General features: G+C 33.8%; 24 protein-coding genes. 14 read left to right on the top strand and 10 right to left on the bottom strand.

From position 1 onward, the window contains the following. Positions 1 to 27: 27 nt before the first annotated feature. From ABMA70_RS02480 to ABMA70_RS02445, 8 genes are all read left to right on the top strand, one after another. Positions 28 to 321, top strand: coding sequence for a type II toxin-antitoxin system RelE/ParE family toxin (locus ABMA70_RS02480; protein ID WP_392991731.1), 294 nt, complete (start codon positions 28 to 30; stop codon positions 319 to 321). Continuing rightward, entirely contained in the window at positions 314 to 574 is a 261-nt protein-coding gene (locus tag ABMA70_RS02475; protein ID WP_392991732.1) for a HigA family addiction module antitoxin, read from the top strand. Before ABMA70_RS02480 ends, ABMA70_RS02475 begins: the two co-directional genes overlap by 8 nt. 185 nt (positions 575 to 759) lie before the next feature. Beyond that, on the top strand, positions 760 to 1,443 hold the full coding sequence (locus tag ABMA70_RS02470) for a hypothetical protein (protein ID WP_392991734.1): 684 nt from the start codon (positions 760 to 762) through the stop codon (positions 1,441 to 1,443). 198 nt (positions 1,444 to 1,641) lie between these two features. After that, the gene (locus ABMA70_RS02465; RefSeq protein ID WP_392991736.1) at positions 1,642 to 1,845 is read left to right on the top strand and encodes a hypothetical protein; all 204 of its coding nucleotides are present in this window, start codon (positions 1,642 to 1,644) and stop codon (positions 1,843 to 1,845) included. A 506-nt stretch (positions 1,846 to 2,351) separates the two neighbouring features. Then, entirely contained in the window at positions 2,352 to 3,005 is a 654-nt protein-coding gene (locus ABMA70_RS02460; RefSeq protein ID WP_392991738.1) for a hypothetical protein, read from the top strand. Positions 3,006 to 3,016: 11 nt separating this feature from the next. Beyond that, positions 3,017 to 5,656 (top strand): hypothetical protein, encoded by a 2,640-nt coding sequence (locus tag ABMA70_RS02455; protein WP_392991740.1) that lies wholly within the window; start codon positions 3,017 to 3,019, stop codon positions 5,654 to 5,656. A 206-nt stretch (positions 5,657 to 5,862) separates the two neighbouring features. Continuing rightward, on the top strand, positions 5,863 to 6,312 hold the full coding sequence (locus ABMA70_RS02450; RefSeq protein WP_103217396.1) for a universal stress protein: 450 nt from the start codon (positions 5,863 to 5,865) through the stop codon (positions 6,310 to 6,312). Positions 6,313 to 6,321: 9 nt separating this feature from the next. Beyond that, on the top strand, positions 6,322 to 6,723 hold the full coding sequence (locus ABMA70_RS02445) for a cytochrome c (RefSeq protein WP_146037812.1): 402 nt from the start codon (positions 6,322 to 6,324) through the stop codon (positions 6,721 to 6,723). 40 nt (positions 6,724 to 6,763) lie between these two features. On the opposite strand, the gene ABMA70_RS02440 is transcribed toward ABMA70_RS02445, so the two are convergent. From ABMA70_RS02440 to ABMA70_RS02430, 3 genes are all read right to left on the bottom strand, one after another. Further along, positions 6,764 to 7,558, bottom strand: a complete 795-nt coding sequence (locus tag ABMA70_RS02440) for a hypothetical protein (RefSeq protein ID WP_392991742.1) — start codon at positions 7,556 to 7,558, stop codon at positions 6,764 to 6,766. Between the two features lie 163 nt (positions 7,559 to 7,721). Further along, positions 7,722 to 8,828 (bottom strand): hypothetical protein, encoded by a 1,107-nt coding sequence (locus ABMA70_RS02435; RefSeq protein ID WP_392991744.1) that lies wholly within the window; start codon positions 8,826 to 8,828, stop codon positions 7,722 to 7,724. An 8-nt stretch (positions 8,829 to 8,836) separates the two neighbouring features. Next, on the bottom strand, positions 8,837 to 9,400 hold the full coding sequence (locus ABMA70_RS02430) for a hypothetical protein (protein WP_392991746.1): 564 nt from the start codon (positions 9,398 to 9,400) through the stop codon (positions 8,837 to 8,839). 152 nt (positions 9,401 to 9,552) lie between these two features. Here ABMA70_RS02430 and ABMA70_RS02425 point away from each other — a divergent pair, with 152 nt between their 5' ends. Further along, positions 9,553 to 10,926, top strand: coding sequence for a serine hydrolase domain-containing protein (locus tag ABMA70_RS02425; protein ID WP_393022201.1), 1,374 nt, complete (start codon positions 9,553 to 9,555; stop codon positions 10,924 to 10,926). Here the strand turns inward: ABMA70_RS02425 and ABMA70_RS02420 are convergent. Continuing rightward, positions 10,919 to 11,419 carry a TlpA disulfide reductase family protein gene (locus tag ABMA70_RS02420; protein ID WP_392991748.1) on the bottom strand — a complete coding sequence of 167 codons (501 nt, stop codon included), beginning with the start codon at positions 11,417 to 11,419 and terminating at the stop codon, positions 10,919 to 10,921. The genes ABMA70_RS02425 and ABMA70_RS02420 overlap by 8 nt on opposite strands. A gap of 227 nt (positions 11,420 to 11,646) precedes the next feature. Here ABMA70_RS02420 and ABMA70_RS02415 point away from each other — a divergent pair, with 227 nt between their 5' ends. Next, entirely contained in the window at positions 11,647 to 13,011 is a 1,365-nt protein-coding gene (locus ABMA70_RS02415; protein WP_392991749.1) for a sensor histidine kinase, read from the top strand. Between the two features lie 19 nt (positions 13,012 to 13,030). Here the strand turns inward: ABMA70_RS02415 and ABMA70_RS02410 are convergent, their stop codons facing one another. Genes ABMA70_RS02410 through ABMA70_RS02400 form a run of 3 tightly spaced genes read right to left on the bottom strand, consistent with a single transcriptional unit; the run spans position 13,031 to position 16,538 of the window. Beyond that, complete coding sequence (locus tag ABMA70_RS02410) at positions 13,031 to 13,525, bottom strand: hypothetical protein (protein ID WP_392991751.1); 495 nt, start codon at positions 13,523 to 13,525, stop codon at positions 13,031 to 13,033. After that, positions 13,522 to 14,622, bottom strand: coding sequence for a hypothetical protein (locus tag ABMA70_RS02405; RefSeq protein WP_392991753.1), 1,101 nt, complete (start codon positions 14,620 to 14,622; stop codon positions 13,522 to 13,524). The genes ABMA70_RS02410 and ABMA70_RS02405 overlap by 4 nt, the downstream gene beginning before the upstream one ends. Further along, positions 14,622 to 16,538: a hypothetical protein gene (locus ABMA70_RS02400; RefSeq protein WP_392991755.1), complete on the bottom strand. Its 1,917-nt coding sequence runs from the start codon at positions 16,536 to 16,538 to the stop codon at positions 14,622 to 14,624. Before ABMA70_RS02400 ends, ABMA70_RS02405 begins: the two co-directional genes overlap by 1 nt. Positions 16,539 to 16,712: 174 nt before the next feature. Here ABMA70_RS02400 and ABMA70_RS02395 point away from each other — a divergent pair, with 174 nt between their 5' ends. Both ABMA70_RS02395 and ABMA70_RS02390 read left to right on the top strand, forming a co-directional pair. Continuing rightward, positions 16,713 to 17,621, top strand: a complete 909-nt coding sequence (locus ABMA70_RS02395) for a hypothetical protein (protein ID WP_392991756.1) — start codon at positions 16,713 to 16,715, stop codon at positions 17,619 to 17,621. 21 nt (positions 17,622 to 17,642) lie between these two features. Beyond that, complete coding sequence (locus ABMA70_RS02390; protein ID WP_392991758.1) at positions 17,643 to 18,476, top strand: hypothetical protein; 834 nt, start codon at positions 17,643 to 17,645, stop codon at positions 18,474 to 18,476. Here ABMA70_RS02390 and ABMA70_RS02385 read toward each other — a convergent pair. Continuing rightward, positions 18,473 to 19,306 (bottom strand): ion channel, encoded by an 834-nt coding sequence (locus ABMA70_RS02385; protein ID WP_392991760.1) that lies wholly within the window; start codon positions 19,304 to 19,306, stop codon positions 18,473 to 18,475. The genes ABMA70_RS02390 and ABMA70_RS02385 overlap by 4 nt on opposite strands. A 99-nt stretch (positions 19,307 to 19,405) precedes the next feature. On the opposite strand from ABMA70_RS02385, the gene ABMA70_RS02380 reads away from it, so the two are divergent. Continuing rightward, the gene (locus tag ABMA70_RS02380) at positions 19,406 to 20,458 is read left to right on the top strand and encodes an NAD(P)-dependent alcohol dehydrogenase (protein WP_392991762.1); all 1,053 of its coding nucleotides are present in this window, start codon (positions 19,406 to 19,408) and stop codon (positions 20,456 to 20,458) included. 37 nt (positions 20,459 to 20,495) lie between these two features. Here ABMA70_RS02380 and ABMA70_RS02375 read toward each other — a convergent pair whose 3' ends face one another. After that, complete coding sequence (locus ABMA70_RS02375) at positions 20,496 to 20,906, bottom strand: hypothetical protein (RefSeq protein WP_392991764.1); 411 nt, start codon at positions 20,904 to 20,906, stop codon at positions 20,496 to 20,498. 3 nt (positions 20,907 to 20,909) lie between these two features. Continuing rightward, positions 20,910 to 21,635, bottom strand: a complete 726-nt coding sequence (locus ABMA70_RS02370) for a YebC/PmpR family DNA-binding transcriptional regulator (protein WP_392991766.1) — start codon at positions 21,633 to 21,635, stop codon at positions 20,910 to 20,912. Between the two features lie 188 nt (positions 21,636 to 21,823). On the opposite strand from ABMA70_RS02370, the gene ABMA70_RS02365 reads away from it, so the two are divergent. After that, positions 21,824 to 22,639, top strand: a complete 816-nt coding sequence (locus tag ABMA70_RS02365; protein ID WP_392991768.1) for a hypothetical protein — start codon at positions 21,824 to 21,826, stop codon at positions 22,637 to 22,639. Positions 22,640 to 22,643 lie beyond the last annotated feature (4 nt).

Here is a 22,643-nt window from a genome sequence, read left to right as displayed (position 1 = left end):
TTTACAGAATGTGGTAATTTGTAAAGTATGATTAAGTCTATCAATGGTAAGATTACAAAAGACATAGTTAATAAGGGAAGTTCAAAGAAGTTTCCTGAACGACTTAATAAGAGAGCAATCTTTTTATTAATGGCCTTAAGTGATGTTACAGGTATAGAGGACTTAAAGAAGATCTGTGAGCCACCTTCCCTAAAGCTTCATAAGCTTAAGGGGAGCATGAAGGAATTTTGGTCAATAACGATTGAAAAACCTTGGTGTATTATTTTTAAATATTCTAATGGTGAGTTCATCGATGTTGAGATAGGAGATTATCATGATTGAAATTAAGCATAGATATTCAGCTGGAGAGTTTCTAAAGGTTATGATTCTTGAAGAGCGTGGCCTTACTCAAAAGTGGCTTGCCCAAGAGATTGGTTGTGCTGAAAGAAAAATTTCAGAGATTTGTAACAATAAACGCGGAATGAGCGCAATGTTTGCCCTTGATCTTGAGAGAGTATTTGGAATTAGTGCTGAGTTTTGGGTTACTATGCAGGCCAAGTGGGAACTCAAAAATGCACGCGATATGGCGGCGTAGTTCGTGCTTAGATGTGCTTAATTGAATACTTAACTTATTGATATATTGGAGGATTCGACCTTGATTTTCATCGAAGCACGGTTGTTGAGGCGGCAAATCCATTGCATACCACCTAACTCAAACCTATTTCTTTTAGTCAAAAAAAAATTTAGTGAACAAGTTCAGTTCTACGTTATAATTAAATAATGCGTTTGATTATTCTCTCTTTACTTTCTCAAATACTTTTAAGTTGTGCGACTATCTATACTGGTGATGAATATAAGTCTGTTGATTTAACAGACATCGAACAAGTTAAAAGTTCAGTAACATTTCGTTTTGTTAAATTACATGATGTTAGTGATCAAAGCTCCTGGGATAATAAGAACTGGTTTATTAAGAGTACTGTAAAAAATAGTTACGAATGTGATGTAGTTAAAAAGATCAATTTATTCAATATTGTAAAATGTGATATAGAGGAAAATTTTGATAAAGTAGCTGCAAGCTATACGTCGATAGAGGAATTTGATAGAGAGCATCCTATAGAATTTGATACAGATTATTATGTAGATGTCAGGGTTCTCTCGCCATTTTATTACCATGGCAGTGGGACTGGAATGTATGGTCTTGTATTTAGCGCTTTAACTCTCGGAATTATTCCATCATATTGGACATATGAAGGTGATTACGACATTCGAATCTACTCTAAAAAAGATCAAATCAATTTTAAAAAAATTCAATATACAGAAAACTACGGAGCAATCTCATCTTCGTTATTTTGGCTTTTTCCATCGAGTCGATATGAAGGTGTTAACCTTAGAGAGAATTATATGATTAGAAATAAGTGGGAGTATATTCTCAAAGAGGTCATATTAAAAATAAAAGATAAATAAGATAACAAGTGCTTCTTCATTGGTCATGCGTAAAGACACCTGGAACTGAAAGTTCGTTTTGCAAGAACAGGTAGTGCGGATGACACCTTAAAACTATAGATGAAGACTTTTTAGGAAGATATTTATATGAGAATTTATTATAAAAAATCTATAATGTTAAAGTGGCTCATATACTTCGTCTTTGTGTTACCGATGTGCATGACATTGCTACTCTTTTGTTTTCTAATTGTAGATGATGAGAGCTTAAGTAGAATTCAACAAACTGCTGTCATTGCCTTAGCGCTTCTTTCTTTAACTACAATGCTAGGAATAGCTTTTCATATCTTTTTATATGGAAAAAAAGAAATTTATATCGAAGTGGGTGATCTTCGTATTACATTTTTTAATGGAACATTTTTTTAAAAGCACACTTTCTTACTAGAGGATCTAGACTCTTTTTTTATCAAAAGTATTTATGGTAATAAAGTCTTAGTATTTCAAACTTATACAAATCGAAAATATGATTTTCCATTGGGCCATATTGATAGTTGTGATGAAAAGAAATTGCTAGATTCTTTATATCAATATGTGTGAGAGGAAATGATGGAGTAGGAATTTTATAAAGAAGAGTATTTTACCGCGTTGATTCTATATAAATATTCAATAAACTTCCTTCTTGTCCAACGTTGTATTTTTTTCGTTCAAACACTCAGCTATAAAACTTTTGTAAAGATTATTAGTTATGTGCCATTTTCTTTCTAGTGTGATTTCAGAGGCATATCAATCGAGTCTCAGTATTTTATTAAGATCATTTTATTTTTCTATGAAATTGTAACAGGCTCATCAATTTTATCTCATCTATTAATTTAATTGTTAATAAAGTTTATTGGTTACTTGTCGATAAGTGGCTATAAACTAAGGAGGTCTTAATGAAGTTTAATTCGCTGTTAACTATTACAAGTCTGTGTGCTTTACTTATCTCATGTAACGGAAGTTCTATTAATGGACGTTCTCTAAGTTCAGTTTCTAATAATGTCGAAGTTTTTTCTGTCGGCGATATTAAAACAAGTATTTTTTCTCCAGAAGAATTCCGATCGATACATGGGCCAGCATGGGTACTTATGGACGGCGGAAAAGACTTTCAAAGATTAAGAGAATCATTTCCGGAATTATCTCTAAATCAATTATTGGGACATGGAATCCCTGATGCTAGAGGAAAATTTTTAAGAATGCATAATAACGGAGCAAAGTGTACTGAAGAAAATGAAGCTTGCTCTTTTGATGCTCAAGAGGGGCGTGTTCTTGGCTCATATCAAGAAGATGCTTTTCAAAATATTACAGGTACTCTAATACAGATTGCGCACGGTAGAGATGTAGGTAGTTCTGGTTCAGGTGTATTTCAACATATTGGTCAAGGAAACCGAGGAAATGCACAAGGTGGTGGTAGAGCACAAAACTATAAGTTTGATGCATCATTGGTGGCAAGAACTTCTACTGAAACTAGACCTAAGAATATTGCAGTTAATTTCTATGTAAAAGTTATTGGTTGTAATGCTTTCGATAATGTAGAAAATTGCAAATAAGAGGAGTCTAAATGAAGAAGTCTCTTATATTTATCATTTCTTATGCATTATTCTTTCAACAGATCCATGCTTCTCAAAAGCTTATGCAGGTTGTTGCAAGTGAAGATACTGTATCTTTCAAAGATCTAATTGGTAAATTTAATCATCAGATTTCAGTAAATAGTAAAGCTGAAAATGGTTTTAAGACAGTTAGTGGCGGTTTATCTAAGGCAGGTGCTTTCTTTGGCCTCGTTCAAGTTGTACCGTTGTCTTTAGCGGCTACGGGTTTGAGTTTTGCTGTCGATGGTGCAAACCAACTTAGAAAATTAAATAACCATATTAAGGGGCTCGACTCTGAAACGATGTTTGAAGCAATTGAGTTGTCTTTATCTAAACTTGCTGTTGTTAATGAAGAGCGTTTAAGTAAAGTTTTTCTAATTGAAAATGATGAAAAGAGAACAAAGGAGCTTTGGAATTTAATTAAAAATGATGACCTTTTTAGCTCCTTAAAACAGGATCTAGAGCCTGAAGTATTCATAAAAATTGCACAGCCAGCTATTGTTAAGCTACATGATTATACAGTTGAGCTTGCTTCTGAAATTAATAATAATGCAGCAGATATTGGCGATCTTAAAGACAAATACACTAATTTGGAAGGTCGTGTAGGAAAAATTGAAAGTAATCTTAAAAGCTTTGCAAAGGCCCTACATAAAAGAGACAAGAAAATTGATGAATTAGTTGAGTCTCTATCTGATTTAGCAAGTAAAACAAAATCGAGATCAATCGCCTCCGTTGAAGAGGATCTTAAGTCATCATCTAATGGTGATAATAGTGGCGCTGTTGTCGTTGTTTCTCAATCTTCATATCAGGCGTCAGTTGAGAAATGGAAAAATATTGCAGTAGAGGCTTATCAATATGCTGAGGTATCATTAACAATTGCTACAAACCTTGGTCTTAAGGGAAAAGATCTCGAAAGAGCAAATAATGTTTTAAAATATTCTCAAGCGACAGTTAGTGTTATTGCTGCCTTCTCAGGTGATCCAATGTCTATTATGAATGCTACTGCTGCAATCACTGGACTACTTGGTGGGGGAGGAATGGATCCTGATGCTCAAAGACATGCCGAGATAATGGAAGCATTTGGAAAAGTATTTCAAAACCAAAAACTAATGATTGAAAACCAAGAGAAAATATTCAAACAAGTTATTGCTATACGAGATGACTTGGCAAAGTATTATAAGAAACATGAGAGTTGGTATCAAAATTTTGATACAAAGCTTGATAAGGTTTTAGGAAATCAGGCTGTAGCGTTAGATATTCTTAGGGATAATAATCCTCAAGTTCAAAAAATGATCTCATGTCAAAACTTTCTAAATTCAAGGCTAAGCTCTTGTCTTGCTGATGATTTTCGCTACCGTCATAGTAATCTTCAAAACTGTGTTGATGATATTAGAAGAAATGAAGAAGCATTTAAGCCAAATGATGTAGGTAGCTTTGATGTTGTAATTGGTGGTAGTTATGACAGTTATGAGGGGATTGTTGAAAACCTCTACTATGGTGGAGCAAAGGAAGAACTGGCACCTTGTCTAGCTGGGCTAAGAAGTATCCTCGTTCCAAATAATAAATACATTCTTTCTAAAACAAATATTGATAGAAATGATGACTTTAAAACTGCTTATGATTCCGTAATTAATAGTGAGTATATTCCTTTGTTACAACTGTATAATAAGTTCTTTAGCTCGGCATCAACGAACGGAAAAGATGAGGATAGAGCATTTAGTTCTCTATACTACTCATTAGATGTAACTGATGTGGGTGCTAAGAACGCATTACCAACAAAACAAATTAACATTTTTGATACAAACAAAAAGTTTGATTTTTCAAAGAGTCGAAATTTTTTAAATGAAAAACTTTTAAATCTCTATCATACTAAAGCTCTCAATCAGTATATCTCTTACTTTTTAGAGACTTATTATTACTACTACATTTATGATCAAATCAATGAAAAACCATATCCTAAGCAAAAGGTTATGGAACTTCTAACGAGCAGTAAGAAGCGTGAAAATAATTATGTGAAGTCAATATTTCTAAATGTTTTAGAGGTTATTGATACGGCCTTAAGACAGCAGGCATTGTTATCTGGTACTCAGTTACTCCCTTATATCAAGAACTATCTTTATGGTAATAACGTGTCTAATGATGAAACATGGCTTGCAATAGATAAGTTCATTTCAAGTAATGGACATGCCTCTAAGAATCTTTCAGTGTATATCCTTCATGAAATACTTAAGTATAAGCGAGGTGATTCACAGGAAATTGGTTATAGTGAAACTTTGAATGAGAACCTCCAAGTTTATAATGAATATATTTCAGAAGAATTTCAAAGTTGTCTTTACGATTTCAAAGAGAAAAAATATCCAACAAGTTGTAAGTCTAAGTTTATCAAAAATTTTGATTTCCCATTTATTATTGATGGAAGAGAAATTGTATTCGTGAGTGTAGATAAACAAGAAATTCGTCTACCTCTTGCAGAAATTGATGAAGTCTCTAATAATAAATTCTTCTGGTCAAATCAGAGTCGTGAACTATTAAATCTTAGACAGAAAGTTATTTCTGAGCTTAAGTCTAATCCTTATGTCTATAAAGAAGTGCTAAATACACTATCTCGATAGACAAATGTTAGATATCTAATTGTCCAGGTATTTTTTCTTCATTTACTAATGAAGAGAAGATACTTGGGCATTAATATCAGTTAAATACTCAGGTTTATGTTTTATTAATAAAGATTAAGATCTTCTTATCTATAATGTGACGTATGTCATATTCGAGTACTATTGTATAAAGAGATAATATCGATATCAGAACAAAGGGAGGTTCCATGAGTAAGCTAATGATTTGTGTTGATATAACTGATGAGTCTATCAATGCCTATAAGAATCAATTAAAGGATTTCGACTGGAATCGCTGGGATGAAGTTCATCTCGTGCACGGTTTTGAAACACTAGTCTATGCAGATACTTTCTATTTTGCTTCTTATCCGCTTGAAGGACAGATGGGTGATATTGAAAAGTCTGTTTCAGATCTCTTACTGGGTCTTTCTAATCAAATTGTTTCTGAAGATTATAAGGGAAAGGTCTTTGGTAAATGTCTCTTTGCTAGTTCTGCAAAGGTTGCACTAAAGGAATATGCTGAAGATAATAAAATTGATGAAATGATCATTGAAACTAGAGGGAAGCACGGAATCTCAGCACTATTTTCCAGCTCGTTTGCGGAATACATGGTAGGCCATGCCCCTTGTCGTCTCATGATTTTACGTGAAGTTAAATAAGAGGTGATTGTGAGGAATTTTATATTACTTTTTATTCTATTTTTAGCTTACTCATCATGTTCAAGCGTTAACACTGAATCACGTCAGTATTATGAAGATAAGAGCATGAGGCATGGAGTTGTTCCAGTGGCAGAGAGTGAAAATAAAACACCTGTGACTCGTATTTATAGTGCCGAATCAGTTCTTAGGGGCAGGCGTATTTACATGAATAAGTGTTCTCAGTGTCATGGTGAAAATGGAAGGGGTGTTGATAAGGTTGATCTTCAAAAATTATCTAAAGAAATCCCTAACTTTAATTTCTACTTATTGGTTTCTAGTTATAAACAGAAGATGCCAGGTTGGAAGAATGTTCTAACTGAAAAAGAAATTAAAGACCTTGAGAATTATATTTACTCGCTTGCAAAGAAATAAGAAAGGCCCCAGTTTAAAAGGGGCCAATATAATATTGAAATTATCTATTTGAGTGAGCTTGGTGTCTAGGGCGATAACCTAGGGCCTTATATTCTTCTTTAAGTGCTTTTTTGAGCTCCTTCTTATCGATTACTTGTCCAAAAGTCGTATAATCAAAGTAAGTGTAACGGTATAAAAACCATTCTTTATATTCTTGTGTTAAAACTGAATCAACACCATCAATTGTTAGAAGATCCATCCAATTAAGCTTAACTCCTACTTCGACACTTTTTCTTTCAAGTTCTCTAAGTCCTGCTTCTGATATTTTGTGAACTCTATCTCTAAAGCCTTGCTCATTACAAAGACTTCCATCTTCATCCATCTTAGTAAGAATAGACATTAATTCTTCATTTGAAACATGCTTATAGGCCGGAAGATAATTCTTAATTAACCATAGATCTCTTGTGTTACCTGAAAGTACACTGTAGAGACGACTACTTAATTTAAGTTGGCGCTTGTGATCAATACCTGAAATCCCATTCTTATCTTTATTTCCATTTTCCATCACGAGTACAATTCCCGCAAATATTGGAGCAAGAATTGGTAATCCTGCACCTATTGCTACACCAATAATTGAACCCGGGATATAGGCAGCAAATCCACAATAAATAAGATTCTCTTTTAAGTTCTTCTGCTTTGAGAAGCACTCTTTAATCATCTCTCCAGGTATTTTTGATGGGAGATAGCTTGTAGACTTTGTTCTAATTTGAATATCTCTTGCGAGTTCATTTTTACAGTTAAAGGCAAAAGTTTGAGTTGCCAGTAGTAGTGATAAAGTAAGTGCTAATTTTTTCATTTCTCGTCTCCATTTTTATTTTTTTTGTTATGGAGGCAAGGTAATGGATATCAGAATTTATCTCATTTACATGAGGTGACGTTTTTAAAAATCATGAATTTATTTCTTACTTAATGGTGGTGGTAAGAGCTAAGTTATTAGAAATACATTTGTTACAATAAACTCATTCAACACGATGGCGCTTTCTCTTCTTGTTTCTGTCTGTCATTTCAAAATCAAGCTGTATCCATTTAGTAATTGTATCGAATAGGCTGATTGTCTCTTTTACATCCAGATTATTTGGGAAGTGAAAAGGATATTTTTTCTCTAATGAAACTTCATTTCCTAGGGTCATTTTTGAATCATTTAAATATTGCCATGTAAGGTACTCTAGAATCTCTGCATCTCCATCAAAATAGATATGCTCCCATGTCGTCTTTATTTCTTGATTGGCAACTTGAGCAATGTCCAGATCAGATAGAGTAAGGCCTGCTTTATTAAAGTAGAACTCTAGCTTTTTGTCTTTGAGCCAGTATCTTTTTGATTGAATTATTTTAAAGAGAGCATCCAATTCAGTATGTGTTAAGGCATCTCTTAGATCATTGTATATGGATAGAGTATGGTGCCTTGCAAATAATTGTCCAAGGCGCATATTTGGCCTGTGATCGGCCTGCGAGTGTTCTCTGTGGTCAAAGTATTCTTTTGTGGCAACTCTATATGGAAATGGTGCACCTTCACGCTTTATCTTTCTTCTTACTGCCTCGCCGCGAGGCTCTGAACTCTTTAAAAAGTTACTCAGATATTTACGATCTCTGATATTCATTAAGTCATTTCGTTGGCCAACAAAACCGTTCCATGTTGGATATTCTCCCCACAATGGCCTTGGACGCTGCCCGTGGCACTCAAGGCACTTGGCTTGATTTATGAGCCACTTTTTGTTTTTAAGGTCTAAGACAAGAAGCTCATAGCGGAGCTCTTCTTGATTCCAAGCGATGGCCTCAATTGAATCTTCTTCGTGTTGATCTGCTTCAAATGTTGAAAAGGTAATAACAAATGAATTTTTCTCATTCCAAATCACAGGCCTTAGCTTATTTGGTGCTGCTGGTAGAAGCGCTCCTGACTTATAGGCCAATGTCATATTTTGATAGTCTTCCTCCGGGATACTTTCAATAACTTGTGTAAGTGTTTGAAAGTCATTTGATTTGACCCAGTTGAGAAAAGCATCTTTGTCGAGGACCGTGGCCCTCGACATTGATGTGATAAATATCGTTAGAATGATATATTTAAGCATTGTGACTACTATCTTCTGTCATTGTAAGAATCGTAATCAAAGTTTTCAAAAAGTACGTCAATTTCTTCTGGTGTCCCGTAACGAACTTCAGATTTAATACTACAACGAACATCGTAGCTTGTTTCGTTATTGTATACTGAAGCAATTTTTAGCGTTCCTCTTAGGTCATAGTTTTCCCAAGTTGGGTTGTAGAGGTGAGCATCTAAGCTTGAAGCAATTAGACTCAGCGTCGAAGAATTGTCGACCGACTGATGTCTTAGTTCTAGAAGATATCCTGTTTTTGTTAGATTAGTTAATGGATCGACAAAGTTCTTACTTTCGAATTTGTAGTCAATTTTTTCAAGTGCTTTACCATCAATTGAAATTTCGTTAAATAGAGATTCTCCAGATACATCTGAGTACACTTTTTTAACGATAAGTTTTTTGTTGAAATTTCTGTCGTGACAAGAAGTTATCGTTTCGACAACTGTGTTAATGTCTTCGCCATAGTAATCATCGTATCCGTCATAAGATGCGAATGAAGTGTTAGAAGTAAATACAAGTGAAATAAGTAGAAGTAGGGAATTCTTCATTAGGTTCTCCAAGAAAAAAGTTTTGCTTGGAGAATTATTTAGTACGGATTTCTAAGCAGTCTGTCAAATTTAAAATGAGAAAGAAAGCTATTTATTATCTTCGTTTTATATAATTATATATATTTAGATTAGAATTTTATATTTAAAGATCAATAATTTTAGACCGATATAGTGTTTTCATTACAATTTCAATTTCAATAGAGGTCTTCATAAAAGTAATTCTTTTTGTCACTTTTATTTTTTGTCTATCATGTCAATTTGGTCAGGAGTCTAATATTATTACTGAAAAATTAGATAAGTTTTTTGCTGTTTTAGAAAATAAGAAAGTAGTTTCAGGAAGTGCTATATTAGTAAAAGATGGTAAGTCCATTTATAATAAAAATTATAATTTTGATAAAAATAATAAGAATCCTATTTATCGCATAGGTTCTGTTTCGAAAATATATACTGCTACAATTATTCTAAAGTTAGAGGAAGAGGGGAAATTAAAGCTTTCAGATAAGCTTGCTCTCTATTATCCAAAGATAGATAAGGCAGATAAGATCACTATTGAGGACTTGCTTCGCCATCGTACCGGTATTCCAAATATGACAGATCTTGCTGATTACAAGGAATACTCTCAAACTCCCCAATCTGAAAGTCAGATGATGGAGCGTTTCTATCGCTATCAGTTGGAGTTTATGCCTGGTGAAAAGTATGAGTATTCAAATACTGGTTATGTCATCTTAAGCTATATTGCTCAAAAGGCAGGAAATGATACTTATGCAAACTTACTAACTAGTTATATTGTTAAGCCTCTTTCTTTGCAGGAGACCTTTGTCTATGATGCTAAAAGTCGTCGATCTAATGAAGTCACTAGTTACTTCAAAAGAGCTAACTGGGAAGAAGCAACCAATACTCATCAGAGTGTTCCTCTTGGTGCTGGTGCCATTGCTTCCACACCACTAGAAGTTGCAACATTTCTTAGAGGATTATTTAAAGAAAAAATAATCAATTCAAGCTCTCTTAAGAAAATGAAAGAATTTATCGGCGAGGGAGAGTATGGATTAGGTTTAATGAAGTTTCCATATGCTGACAAATACTTCTTTGGACATACAGGTGGAGTCGATGGTTATGCATCTATCGCCGCCTATAATATTGAAGATGATATTGCTATAGTAAGCCTTACAAACGCTCTGGCATTTAACTTTAACGATATGTCTCTTGCTCTTTTGGCCGGATTTTATGGCGACGATTTTGATATTCCTGTCATTCAAGAGTCAATCTTAGTTAAGAAAGAAATACTTGATCAGTATAATGGAACATACGGAAGTAATGATTTTCCAATTAAGCTTACTTTTAGAAATGAAGATGGAGTTCTTCTAGGTGAAGCATCAAGTGATGCTCAAAATGAGATCCCTTTTGAAGCATTTTCTAATACGATATTTAAGTTTCAGCGTGCTCATATCAAACTTGAATTCAAAGATAATGGAGAGATCCTTATCTTTACACAAGGAGAGGAATTCACTTTAAAGAAGCTTAATTAGTTAGAAATTTTTCTGCTTCATAGATTCCAAGAAAGCTTATTCCTGTTGAGAAGGACTTAACTATTCCTTTATCTAAGAAAACTGTTGTTGGTGTAACCTGTATTCCTAAATCATAACCTAGATCATTATCTTCAATAAAAGTGAAAGGATATGGACTTTTCTTTAGGTATTTTCTTATTTTTTCAGTACTTTCAAATGGGTTGATAGCATAGATCGAATCCTTTGCAATTTTACCATTTTCGACAGATTTTTTTAATCGTAGCATTTCAAGCTTACATGGAGCACATGTTGTCATCCAATAAAACGCTACTACTTTACTCTGTGGAGGAAATTCTAAAGCCTTCGAATTAAGCTCAATTGTCCTTACAGTTCTTGTTTGGATCTTTCTTTCTTTAATTTTAAAACTATTCGCAATTATCGGGGCCTGCTTTACGATAAACACTCCCAAAGCAATGACAAGTGCGATATTTTGGAGGGAAAAGTACTTCTTCATTCAAATCATTCCTAACTCTAGATTCCATCTATTGTATCATTTAAGCGCTCAGTCATACAATACTGCACAAGTAGGTAAGTGATAGAGCGATAAATAATATGCCTTTATTAGCAACAAAAATTCTGTGCAGTAACCATTTGTTTGATGATTCAAATCTAAGTGAATTATTTTACATGGATTGATTCTTAATCTATCATTTAGATGATTAATTTATAAAGGTAGTGGATTTGTTAATTAACGCTAATATATTTAAAAAGAAGTTATTTCTAGCGTCAGTTCTGATGTTTATTCTTCTTGGTATTAGCTGTGCTTATTACTTCTCTAGTAAAAACCGTAAGGCCGTAGTTGAGTTAAATCAGAGAATTGACCTCTTCGTTTCTGTCGTCGGCAATTTTGGATATAATGGCCTTATTCATAATTTTAAAAACTATGTAAATCGATCTAATGAAGCATATTACAAAAAAGCTGTCATAAAATTTAATGAAATCGAAGAAGCTTATCTTCGTTCAAAAGATTATAAACTATCCGATACAGAAAGAGAGTCTCTCGAAAATTTATTTTCAACAGCACAAGAATATCGTAACAATCTTGAAATTTTAAAAAATAGTGACAAGAACCTTTCTGCCGAGGAAAGGGATTATCTGGTACGTGTTGATGACACACAGGCCGATTTAGCGGCCAAGGAAGTTATTCGCATATTGGAGAGTAAAGAGGTTCAGCTTAATAATATTTCACAGGATATCTCTCGATTTAGTGTTATTGCGATTGTACTTCTTATTTTTGCAATGGCGTCGATGTACTATTTCGATTTATTGGCACTGGATCGAACAAATAAGAAACTTACTCAAACAAATGAAGAGCTTCTTCAGTTCTCTTACCGTACATCTCATGACCTGAGATCACCTTTGACAACAATAAGTATTTTGTCAGATTTGATTATAAGAAGTATTGAAACTAACAGGTTTAACGAAAAAGACGTTAAACTTAAGGTTGAAAAGATTAGAAGTCGTGTTAATCATTTGGCCGAGTTGATATCAAGTCTTTTAGAACTGGCACGCCTAGACGTATCAACACATCCTAATGAAGAACTTGATTTTGAGACAATGATTTCTGATATCGTAATTTCAAATGAATACTTAATAGAGAAGAATAATATTCGTTTTTCAACTGATGTCGACCTATCTCGTGGGCACTCTTCCCAAAGAGTTAGAGTATTTCAAATTTTAAGTAATATCATTATCAATGCAGTTAAGTATTATGATGTTAAAAAAGATGTTCCATTTGTAAATGTTGAAATTCATGATGATATTGATAATCTCTATATCACTGTCGCAGACAATGGGGTTGGAATACCATGTGAAAGTAAGTCTCAAGTCTATGAGCAATTTGTTCGTTTCAATGAGGATAAGTCAATAGGTACTGGTATAGGAATGTATATTGTTAAAAAATCTGTTGATTACTTAAGTGGAACTATTGATTTTACTTCTTCTGATCAAGGTACTACTTTTAAGGTAATTATTCCGACTTCTTTGGTGGCAACGACAAATAATGAATACATTGCTCAAGACATTACAAGTACAATGATACATTAATTTTATATATTCAGTGTACTTATATAGATATCGAGTATGTTCCATCTATTGATATGATGATCTCGCCATTGAGTTTCTTTTTAAAACGATATAATAATGATTTAAAGCTTGTTTCGGCCTTAAGGTAATCACAATCTTGTCCATAGATTTTTATTATTAGCTGCTGTCTATTGGACTTAGCTTCTTTTAAAGCGTCTAAAAGAACATTCTCTTTCTTACTTAATTTTCCATTAATCTCAATTTCATGCGGGACTTTGTTTTTTAATAATAGACTTGAGATTAGTCCATGGTTGGGATCATCTGATGAAGAGTTTATATCGACTTCAATTTCTTTTGAAAAATCTTCTCCATGTAGTTTAGCAGATAAAAGATAAAATAATGTACGGTTTAATAAATTATTATCTTTGCTTCGAATTATCGAATGAAGATTAGCTAATTGTTTATGTGATAGAGACTTTATATCGATAATATTTAATATTTCTTTATCAATTTTGCTAAGAAGTGCATCGATCATGATAAAGACTCCTGTGTAGCAAATATGATCTTCTCATTATTTGATAAAGAAAACAGCTGATTCTTTTGATCGAAAATGATAAGTCCTTCTATTTTTTTATTTATTCTAGATACTAAGGTCGTTAAGCGATTTCTTGCATCAATCTCATCTGTATTCGGATAAATTTCCTCTATAATCTCTTTAAAGTCACATGGGCCGTAAGCTAAAAGGTGAATTAACTGGTCACTTATTTCTCCAAGTAGGTAAGGAGAAGTCTTTTTCTCTAGTCTGATTCTCCACGCCATTGTGAGTTGAGCTTTGTTAATTGTATTATTCTTGTTGAGATATACATTTTCAATGGCCTTTATTGCTTCTTTGATTTCAATAAAGTCGTAACATTGTAGCTCATCAAGAACCTTGTTCGCATTAATATTTTGCCCAAGACAAAACATCGATTCACAAAGATGAGTTAATGCTTGTGCATATTGAAGAGTGTTCTTTTGATCAGTTAAAATCATTAATGCTTTTTCATTGTAGCGATAGGCCGAACGTTGGGCACCAATCTTATGAAACTCATCAGCGATATTAACACAAATATTTGCTGCACTTGTTATGGATTCATGTTCAATTAGTTTATCAACTGATTCGATATAATTTGCTAGTAATCTTTTTCTTAGATCAATATTACCTTCTGCTGTTATTGTATTCATCTGGGCCGTTAGTGCTTTTTTATTTGCTCCGATTTTTGTGTAGCAGTTATAGGCATTTAGAAAGTTGTTCTTTACCTGAATATGATTGTCTTGTTGAGCTGCTATTAGGGCCAGGGCAAAATAGAGATCACCGATATAGGGAGAGTTTTTATATATTTCAATATTCTCGATTTCATAAGACTTATTTTCTAAAATAGCGATACGGCAAAGGCAGAAAACATGTAAAAAAGAATTTGGTTTTACTTCGTTTTGTAAGCGCTGAAGCTTAGTTTTATCGTTTAGATAATAGGCCATCATGATTTGAGTATATAAAGAATCCTCAGATTTATATTCTAGTTCAAAAAAAAGTTTCGTTAATTGTGCTATATCAGCATCGATTAAATGTGAGGGGTGAATAGTTATACTCATTAGTTCCAGCTATTAATTAGAGGTATACTACCTTTGTTGCTGTTTTTCTTTTTTACGCTATAAAAAACTCTAGCTTTGTTATCCCTAAGTAGAGCATCTTCAATGCTCTGATTCTTTCTTGTCCTAGAGACGTTTAGCATATCCGTAAAGAAGAGTTCTTTTATATCAGCTATAATTGTATTGTCTTCATCTAATATGATTTCAATTCTTGGGACAAATTTTTCAATATCATTATCAATGACAACTGATTCTTTAAAGTTCTTGTTATGATTCTTTCCAGATATCGTTAGTATTATCTTATCATTCTTAAGCTTAATGACTGATCTAATTGAGAAGGTTTCTTCTGTGTTTTGATCCTTATTACTTTTAAAGTTCCTAATCTTTTTTCTCAATATTTTTATTAAGTCGACTTTATCATTATTGTAGATTTCCTTACACTTTGCTATTTCACTGTATGCAAGGCCTTCCCAATTTGCGAAGATATAATTGTCATCACTTTTTTCATGTGAATTTTTGCACCTGAAGCCAATTACTAAATTTCCTGCAATTGATAATCCCGTTGGAATAATTATTCTCTCTCTAAACTCTATTGAATTGTATACAAGTGGCCCGCCACCATTTCCGTAACCATTACCACCTCTTATAATTGTATTGTCTTTGAATTTACCTTTAAATTCTTTTAACATTTCAATTGTTTGTATATTTGACCTATTATCTTGATCAATATTTAAATCCTTCTGTTTTTTCTCTAGGAATAGGTCGTAAAGTTCTTTTATTTTTGTATCAGTTAGATCTCCATTGGCCTTACCATGCGTGTTTGGGATTTCTTCAATTAGTCTATCCTGATTCTTTTGACGATAAGTTGATTGATACTTTGTCGAATACTTAAATCTTACCGAATCTAAGTGTCCTCTTTTTCCATTTAAATAGTTTTTAATACAACTTTTAATATTAGAATGCGAAGTAAAGATCGATTTTTGCATGATTCGATCATAAGAAGTGGCAATGCCTGCAATTTGATACTTACTTTGAGTTAAGTTATTATTTTGCAATAGTGGTGACCCACTCATTCCTGGAACAATGCTTGAGGGAGTGATTATTGCTTTACTTAAAAATGATTGACGGCTTTTTTCATGCTCTTTTACTTTTGAATCTAAATTTATTCGACATTCATTATGTGTTACCAGATCCATAATTGAATTCATCATTCCAATTTGATTGTGATGATTTTGCTTATATGGGATCGCTTCAGTCGTTATCGACTTGATTGCTTCTGAAATAGGAACAAAGAGTGCATTGCCCTTGTAGTGTTCAGGCGAGCTTGGATAGAAGTTACATGAAAGATCATACATATTACCGATCTGTACGTAAGAGAGAGTTTCTCCTGATAGTGAATTTTCAAAGAGTGGTCTATTATTGTAATTTATTTCTCTATTTTCTCCAAAATGAAACTCAGACTTTTGTTGACCTCTTGGCGAATTATTTTTTCCATGAGTATAAAGAGAATTCTTATGTCGATCATATCTTCCAAATATCTCTTTTATATTATTATTAACTTCAACGACCGCAACATCATCGTTTGCACATGAGAGTGTATTATCTTCTTGTACAGGAAAAAGCTCTCCACGATAGACATAGAATTTATTATCACCGTCGATCAGGTGTGAATTTGTGATAATAAACTTCCTATTATCACTTTCTATGGTGAAACCTGTTCCGGCAATCGGCATTTCACTCTCTTTATAATGAGAACCTATCACGACAAGAGATTCTTTATCTTCAATATAATGCTTCTTATAATACTCGTTTATCTTGTAGCTATCGACATTCTTACCAAGCAATATATCTGTATATGGATCTGCATTGACAAAAAATGATAGGCCAAGAGTATAGATAAATAGAATTTTATATTTCATATGCATATGTCATATACACAGCAAAGAAGGTGCCATTTTTTCGAAGTTATTACGTATCATCTGCTCCTATTTTGTTTAGATTAACAGACGGCCGTCTATTTTTTGATCAATTCTAAGCTAAAATACTACATTTATTGTGCGATTTATTGGCATTTTACTTGCTTTATCAATCATATGATTAAATCACTTAAAAGCTTATCTATTATAAGTACGTTCTTAATTTGTTCTAGTTCAACGTCTTTGGCGGCCAATAATTTATATGGGGCCGAAGCTGGCGTTAAGACTAATCTTGGCAATTGGTATAAAGACTCAAGCCTTGATGAAGGGCCAGTTACACTCACTTTTAGGGCCGATAGTAACGGTAATTTAGAGCTTGCAGAGTTGGACTGGATGCAATTTGAAAAAAGGTATCAAAGAGAAGAATTTGGTGGTGTTGAGATCGCTCTAAGGGCCCTTGGTGCAAAATATGAAAAGATCCATGAATCTATCGGGCAGCACGGTAGTATTCAATATGCGCACTTAGTAATTAGAAAAGCATTTGTCTTAGATGATGGTGCGACATTAATTCTATCAGGTGTTGCAAAAGCAAGTGATACTTGGAGTGTTCATCAGTTTAATGAAGAAGATAGTCGTAATCTCGGTCGCTCCTATAAGAGAATCTATAATCAAGACTCGGTCAATTTAGATATCGAAGCAACTGGTGAAATCCATTTCAAAATTGGTGATGGTAATGCCCGAGCTTATGCCTACTACAAACAAGGTGATGAAAGAAATTTTGAAACTGAAGATAAAAAATTTAATTACTCTTATCAGAGAAACGAATATGGAGCAGGTATTGAATATCGGCCAAGTGAAAAGTCGAAGCATACTTTTGGTCTAAAAGTAAAGCGTAACGAATTCAATGAGAATTTCGGTCGTGGTCAAAAGAGCTTCGATGAAACACAGTTTATGCTCACTTATCAATATCGTTTTGATATGGAAGAGTTCTTCTTTGGTAAGTCATATGAAGTTGATACAAAAAAAGGTGATAAAGAATATGACGAATACGTTGAGGAAGAGTTAGATCTACCAGAATTCTATTAATATTTCAAAACAAGGCATTAGATGAAAAAAATATTTTTATCATTTCTATTATTTATTCCTCAGGTTTTTGGTGAGAACTTAAATATCAATCACGCTCACTTAAATGAATTAACTGGTGATAACGAAGCTGTCTTTGAGCCTATTGCGATAAAGGAGCTCGAAGTAGAGGAGGAATCGCTCCTTGACGGAATTAGAAAAAGATTTGTTATAACATATTCTAAGATAAATCGTTCAGATATGGATACCTCTTATAATGTTTCAAATGATGGAGATTCTCTTTACGATTTATATGATGAAGAATTCGATCGAATATTAGATGAAAATTTAAAATTTAAAGAAGGTCATAAAGTAACAATTGAGTATCTTGTTACTCAAACTTTTAGTATTGAATTGGCCGATACGTATCGTCGCTATAATATGTCTGGTCGACATGTTGGTGTAACTGAAGGAGGCTTTCTAGAGGATGATCAATATGATGTCTATGAAGCTAAAAATGTTACGATATTGAATGATATCCAAATTGGTATGAAATATGCCATTAGACTTGTTGATACTCCCCGTTTTAGATTTGAGTTAAGTCCAGGTATAAGTGCAGGTTTAGTTCATGTCCAATCTGATACTAAAACATACTACAATGGTAAAGAGTATGAAGAAAATCATTTTAACGATATTGGTGGCTATTCTTACGGTGTCTCGCTAGAGGCGAAGGCCATTTTTTGGGATAATTTCTTTGTACAAGTAGGTGTAGAGCAAAGAGATTACGTGCTTGCACCAATGGCGCATGAAAGTGGTGTTTCACAACAAATTGATCAAAGTGGATTCAATTTTTACATTGGAGCTGGGATTAGATTCTAATCTTCTATCGAATGAAAATTATCTAAATTTAATTGATAGGAGTCCTCTTGATCATGCTTGAGGACGTCCTTGAACTTCTTTGCTTTAAGTAAGTCTTTTGCAAGGTAGATGTGGTTAGAGTGAACAGTTTGAGTAAGTACTTTGTCTATTCCAGTAAATGACGTTGAAAAAGATATTCTTTTCTCTTTTATTTCATCTAACGTTAGGCCATAGAGTGGACTTTCTGTATCGATGGGATGCATAACTGTCCATGTTAGAAGAAATGTCGGGTTTTCTGTGTTCATCAATTTTAAGTTACATGTACGTCTTATTTGATGGCCTTCCTTAGAAACATAGGGAATTAAGGCCCCAACCTTAACTGATGCATCGATAATATGTGTATCCCTACTATTGGCAATTCTAAACATTAGAGTCGGTACTGAATCAAACGTAGCGATGATAATATTATTTGTAAAAATAATCTTAGCTGAAGGTTTTGCAAATTTAGCAAAGGCCATACCTGTTATAATTGCAGCGTAGAAGATACCAGTCATGGCATCGATTATCACTAAGAAGTGGGCAGGGTCATTTTTAGGAAGATAGTAACCATAGCCGATAGTTGAGCTTGTTTGAAAACTGAAGACAAATGCATCCCAAAGCGAGTTACTATTAGTATTTGAAATTTCTGCTGGAGAGTAAAAGTAAAGTAACGCAAAAAGAAAGTTAATGATCAAGTATATTAAACTCGCAGTTAGAAAAAAACGAGACCAGGATGTTCTGATCATTCGATAGTATAAATCATTAAACAGATTATACCTAACACCCTCAATTGATACATTTAGCTTTGCCATGTTTAAATTATATCCGAAGAATAAAATTTAAGAAAATTATTAATCTATTAGGTAGCACTTACCTTGTAAAATGCCATCATCTTAAACAAGGAGACTGTAATGATTAGATCAAAAGGAATCGCGGCAAAGAGTCCTAAAGCGCCACTTGAACCATATAATTTTGAAAGAAGAGAAGCTAGACCTAATGATGTTGTGATCGATATTAAGTATTGTGGTATCTGCCACTCTGATATTCATATGGTAAGAGATGAGTGGGGACTAGGTACACCTTTTCCTCTTGTTCCTGGGCACGAGATTGCTGGTGTTGTTCGAGAGGTTGGTGCAAATGTAAAAAAATATAAAATAGGGGATCGTGTTGGAGTTGGATGTCTTGTCGATTCTTGTCGTAGTTGTTCTCCTTGTGAAAATCATCTTGAACAATATTGTGAGCAAGGGGCAACACAGACATATGGTTCGGAAGTTGATGATGGTACTGGCCATACTCAAGGTGGCTATTCTGATGTTATCGTAGTTGACCAAGACTTCGTTTTAAAGATTCCTGACAATATTGATTTACAAAAAGCTGGCCCTCTTATGTGTGCAGGTATAACGCTGTATTCTCCTTTAACTCATTGGAAAGCTGGCCCTGGCAAAAAAGTTGCTATTATGGGGCTTGGGGGACTAGGGCACATGGGAGTTAAGATAGCGGCCGCAAAAGGTGCTGAAGTTACAGTTCTTAGTCATACAAAGAATAAGCAAGAGGATGCTTCAAAATTAGGAGCGCATAAATTCCTCTATACGGGAGATGAGAAAGTTTTTGAAGAGAACGCCGAAAAGTTTGACCTTATTATTAATACTGTTTCTAGTAATAAAATAGATATGGGAAACTATTTTAATCTCTTAAAACTAGATGGAACATTGGTCTCTGTTGGAGTTCCTGAAGAACCTTTAGCAATACATCCATTTCCACTTATTATGAAACGTAGAAGTTATGCAGGTTCTGTTATTGGAGGAATCAAAGAGACACAGGAAATGTTAGATTTCTGTGGGAAGCATAATATTTCCCCTGAGATAGAAATGATTGAGCCTAAACAAGTTAATGAAGCTTATGAAAGGGTACTTAAAAGCGATGTCCGTTATCGCTTTGTCATTGATATGAGTAAGCTTGGTTAGTAAAAAAAAAGGGATCCTAAGGATCCCTTTATTTAAACTATTTTCTTAAGTCACTTAAATGGCATTTATATGATTTAAATACTAACTTTGATTTTTCTTCACAAGTTACATTGTAGAAATGAATTCCACAGGCATCTTTGTCTGATGAACAAGTCGCTTCGCTAATATCGTATAAAGCGTCCGAGATATCTTGTGCCTCGTCACCCTTTACTGTCTTAACAAGAATGTCACCATTTGAAAAAGCACCTACTGTACATTTTGTCTTTTTAAACAATTGTGTACAAAAAATTTGGTCTAATTCGATTATACATTTAGACCCGTTGCAATCTGGTTCTACTGTTGACTCTAGAGAAAGAAATAGATTTTTCGCAAGATCTTTTTCTACTTTTAAATCTGAAGCGCCAGCTGTTGCAATAAGAGTGATTAGAGCAATAATGATTTTTTTCATGAATTACTCCTCTGATTCTTCAAGGTTGTGATAAACAGTAACAACATCGTCGTCTTCTTCAAGAAGATCGATTAATCTTTCGAATTGCTTCAATGTATCTTCATCATTAATTGCTTTATAGTTTAAAGGAACTCTTTCAAGTCTCGCTTCTTCAGGTGTAATCCCAATTTCTTGAAGTTTCTTTTGAATATCTCCAAATGATTCAACTGGTGCGATGATTTCAAAAACACCGTCTTCTAGTGTAATATCTTCAGCACCTGCATCAATAATCTCAAGTTCAAATTCGTCTTTATCAGAAACATTCTCTTCGTTCACGAGAAAGTTTGCCTCTCTTTTAAATACGAATTCAAGAGAACCAGTTTGTCCAAGTGATCCTTGAACTTTATTAAAGTAGCTTCTTACACTTGCTACAGTTCTTGTATTATTATCTGTTGAGGCCTCAACGAAAACGGCCACACCACCAGGTCCGTAACCTTCATAGTTGATATCGACGTAACCTGCACCATCACCACCTTGTCCTTTTTTTATCGCACGGTCGATATTGTCTTTTGGTACGTTAAACTTCTTACAACGATCAATAGCAACCTTCAAAAGAAAGTTAGTATCAGGATCTCCACTACCACTTTTCGATGCTAAGAATACATCTTTAAGAGCTCTCGTAAATACTTGCCCACGGGCCTTGTCTGCTGCGCCTTTTTTGGCCGCAATTTTTGCTGATTTTCTTCCCATAAATCTCTCTTACGTTAAATTAGTATCCTATAGTTTTAGTCAAATCATCATAAATCGTCTAGTTCTGGGCCTATTTAATTAAGTTAAGTTGCTGAAATATGTATAGAAAATAGTCAAATATGAAGTATCTTCAATTAATGACAAGTAGCATCTATTAAGTGATATCTTCATCTTAAAGGAAGATCATTATGGAAAAATACCTAGCTCTCACATTCATAAAACTAAATATTCTAGCATCTTTTGGCGGCCTAGGTGGTCTCGGTGGTTTTGGTCCAGATATAGATCATAACCCAACTTATCGACACCGCACGCAAGATCAAAGGGCCGAAGTTGATAGATGTGTAATTAATCGAGCTGGGCAAGATTATCACTTAAATAAAAGTAACTACTCAATTGATGATCTTTTCTCATTAGTATCAACAACTGAGAAAGGCCAGGAGGTTGTTAATAGAATCAGGCCCTTATTAGATGATGGTAAATTAAAAATAAGAAACCTTTCAAAACTTGAAAGAGAGCGCAGAGGATTAACACAGAGAACTTCAGCTCTTTTTGACTTTACAATGGAAACACCTACAATCTTCATCGGTCTTGAAGATGAATTAGGACTTGTTGCTCACTTCTTTGTTCATGAAGCAACACATGCTCTTGATGAGCTAATACCACAAGAGTATGAAGTCGATATGATTTATTATAATACATTCAAAGACTTTCAAAAGTTATTCGGTCTAGATCTTGAGCCTATGAAGGATCTTTCAGAATATGAAACGACTAAGATGTATGAAATTTATGAAATAAAAGAGAAAAATCGCGCCCAACATGCTTATCGTGCTGAACGCTTTGCTTTTGACCAGCAAGGAGTTTTCACTAGTGAAGTTCTATCTGTAGAAGATTGTTATGAAACATATATTTCACAACATCGAGAGAGAAACAAATTAAAACTTTATCGTGTAACTCCTGATGATCATATTTTTAATGCATATGGTATTAATAAAGATTATCTCTAGTACT

Origin of the sequence: Halobacteriovorax sp. XZX-3, assembly GCF_043196495.1 — a bacterium.
Taxonomy (GTDB): Bacteria; Bdellovibrionota; Bacteriovoracia; order Bacteriovoracales; family Bacteriovoracaceae; genus Halobacteriovorax_A.
The sequence above is the reverse complement of the archived record's forward strand: the minus strand, read 5'-3'. Positions and strand labels throughout refer to the sequence as shown.

Coding starts and splice junctions, on each gene's coding strand:
- ABMA70_RS02400 (WP_392991755.1), bottom strand. CDS start 16,538: ATGAAATATAAAATTCTATTTATCTATACTCTTGGCCTATCATTTTTT.
- ABMA70_RS02365 (WP_392991768.1), top strand. CDS start 21,824: ATGGAAAAATACCTAGCTCTCACATTCATAAAACTAAATATTCTAGCA.
- ABMA70_RS02435 (WP_392991744.1), bottom strand. CDS start 8,828: ATGCTTAAATATATCATTCTAACGATATTTATCACATCAATGTCGAGG.
- ABMA70_RS02440 (WP_392991742.1), bottom strand. CDS start 7,558: ATGAAAAAATTAGCACTTACTTTATCACTACTACTGGCAACTCAAACT.
- ABMA70_RS02370 (WP_392991766.1), bottom strand. CDS start 21,635: ATGGGAAGAAAATCAGCAAAAATTGCGGCCAAAAAAGGCGCAGCAGAC.
- ABMA70_RS02460 (WP_392991738.1), top strand. CDS start 2,352: ATGAAGTTTAATTCGCTGTTAACTATTACAAGTCTGTGTGCTTTACTT.
- ABMA70_RS02380 (WP_392991762.1), top strand. CDS start 19,406: ATGATTAGATCAAAAGGAATCGCGGCAAAGAGTCCTAAAGCGCCACTT.
- ABMA70_RS02455 (WP_392991740.1), top strand. CDS start 3,017: ATGAAGAAGTCTCTTATATTTATCATTTCTTATGCATTATTCTTTCAA.
- ABMA70_RS02465 (WP_392991736.1), top strand. CDS start 1,642: ATGACATTGCTACTCTTTTGTTTTCTAATTGTAGATGATGAGAGCTTA.
- ABMA70_RS02410 (WP_392991751.1), bottom strand. CDS start 13,525: ATGATCGATGCACTTCTTAGCAAAATTGATAAAGAAATATTAAATATT.
- ABMA70_RS02430 (WP_392991746.1), bottom strand. CDS start 9,400: ATGAAGAATTCCCTACTTCTACTTATTTCACTTGTATTTACTTCTAAC.
- ABMA70_RS02390 (WP_392991758.1), top strand. CDS start 17,643: ATGAAAAAAATATTTTTATCATTTCTATTATTTATTCCTCAGGTTTTT.
- ABMA70_RS02385 (WP_392991760.1), bottom strand. CDS start 19,306: ATGGCAAAGCTAAATGTATCAATTGAGGGTGTTAGGTATAATCTGTTT.
- ABMA70_RS02420 (WP_392991748.1), bottom strand. CDS start 11,419: ATGAAGAAGTACTTTTCCCTCCAAAATATCGCACTTGTCATTGCTTTG.
- ABMA70_RS02480 (WP_392991731.1), top strand. CDS start 28: ATGATTAAGTCTATCAATGGTAAGATTACAAAAGACATAGTTAATAAG.
- ABMA70_RS02375 (WP_392991764.1), bottom strand. CDS start 20,906: ATGAAAAAAATCATTATTGCTCTAATCACTCTTATTGCAACAGCTGGC.
- ABMA70_RS02405 (WP_392991753.1), bottom strand. CDS start 14,622: ATGAGTATAACTATTCACCCCTCACATTTAATCGATGCTGATATAGCA.
- ABMA70_RS02475 (WP_392991732.1), top strand. CDS start 314: ATGATTGAAATTAAGCATAGATATTCAGCTGGAGAGTTTCTAAAGGTT.
- ABMA70_RS02470 (WP_392991734.1), top strand. CDS start 760: ATGCGTTTGATTATTCTCTCTTTACTTTCTCAAATACTTTTAAGTTGT.
- ABMA70_RS02450 (WP_103217396.1), top strand. CDS start 5,863: ATGAGTAAGCTAATGATTTGTGTTGATATAACTGATGAGTCTATCAAT.
- ABMA70_RS02395 (WP_392991756.1), top strand. CDS start 16,713: ATGATTAAATCACTTAAAAGCTTATCTATTATAAGTACGTTCTTAATT.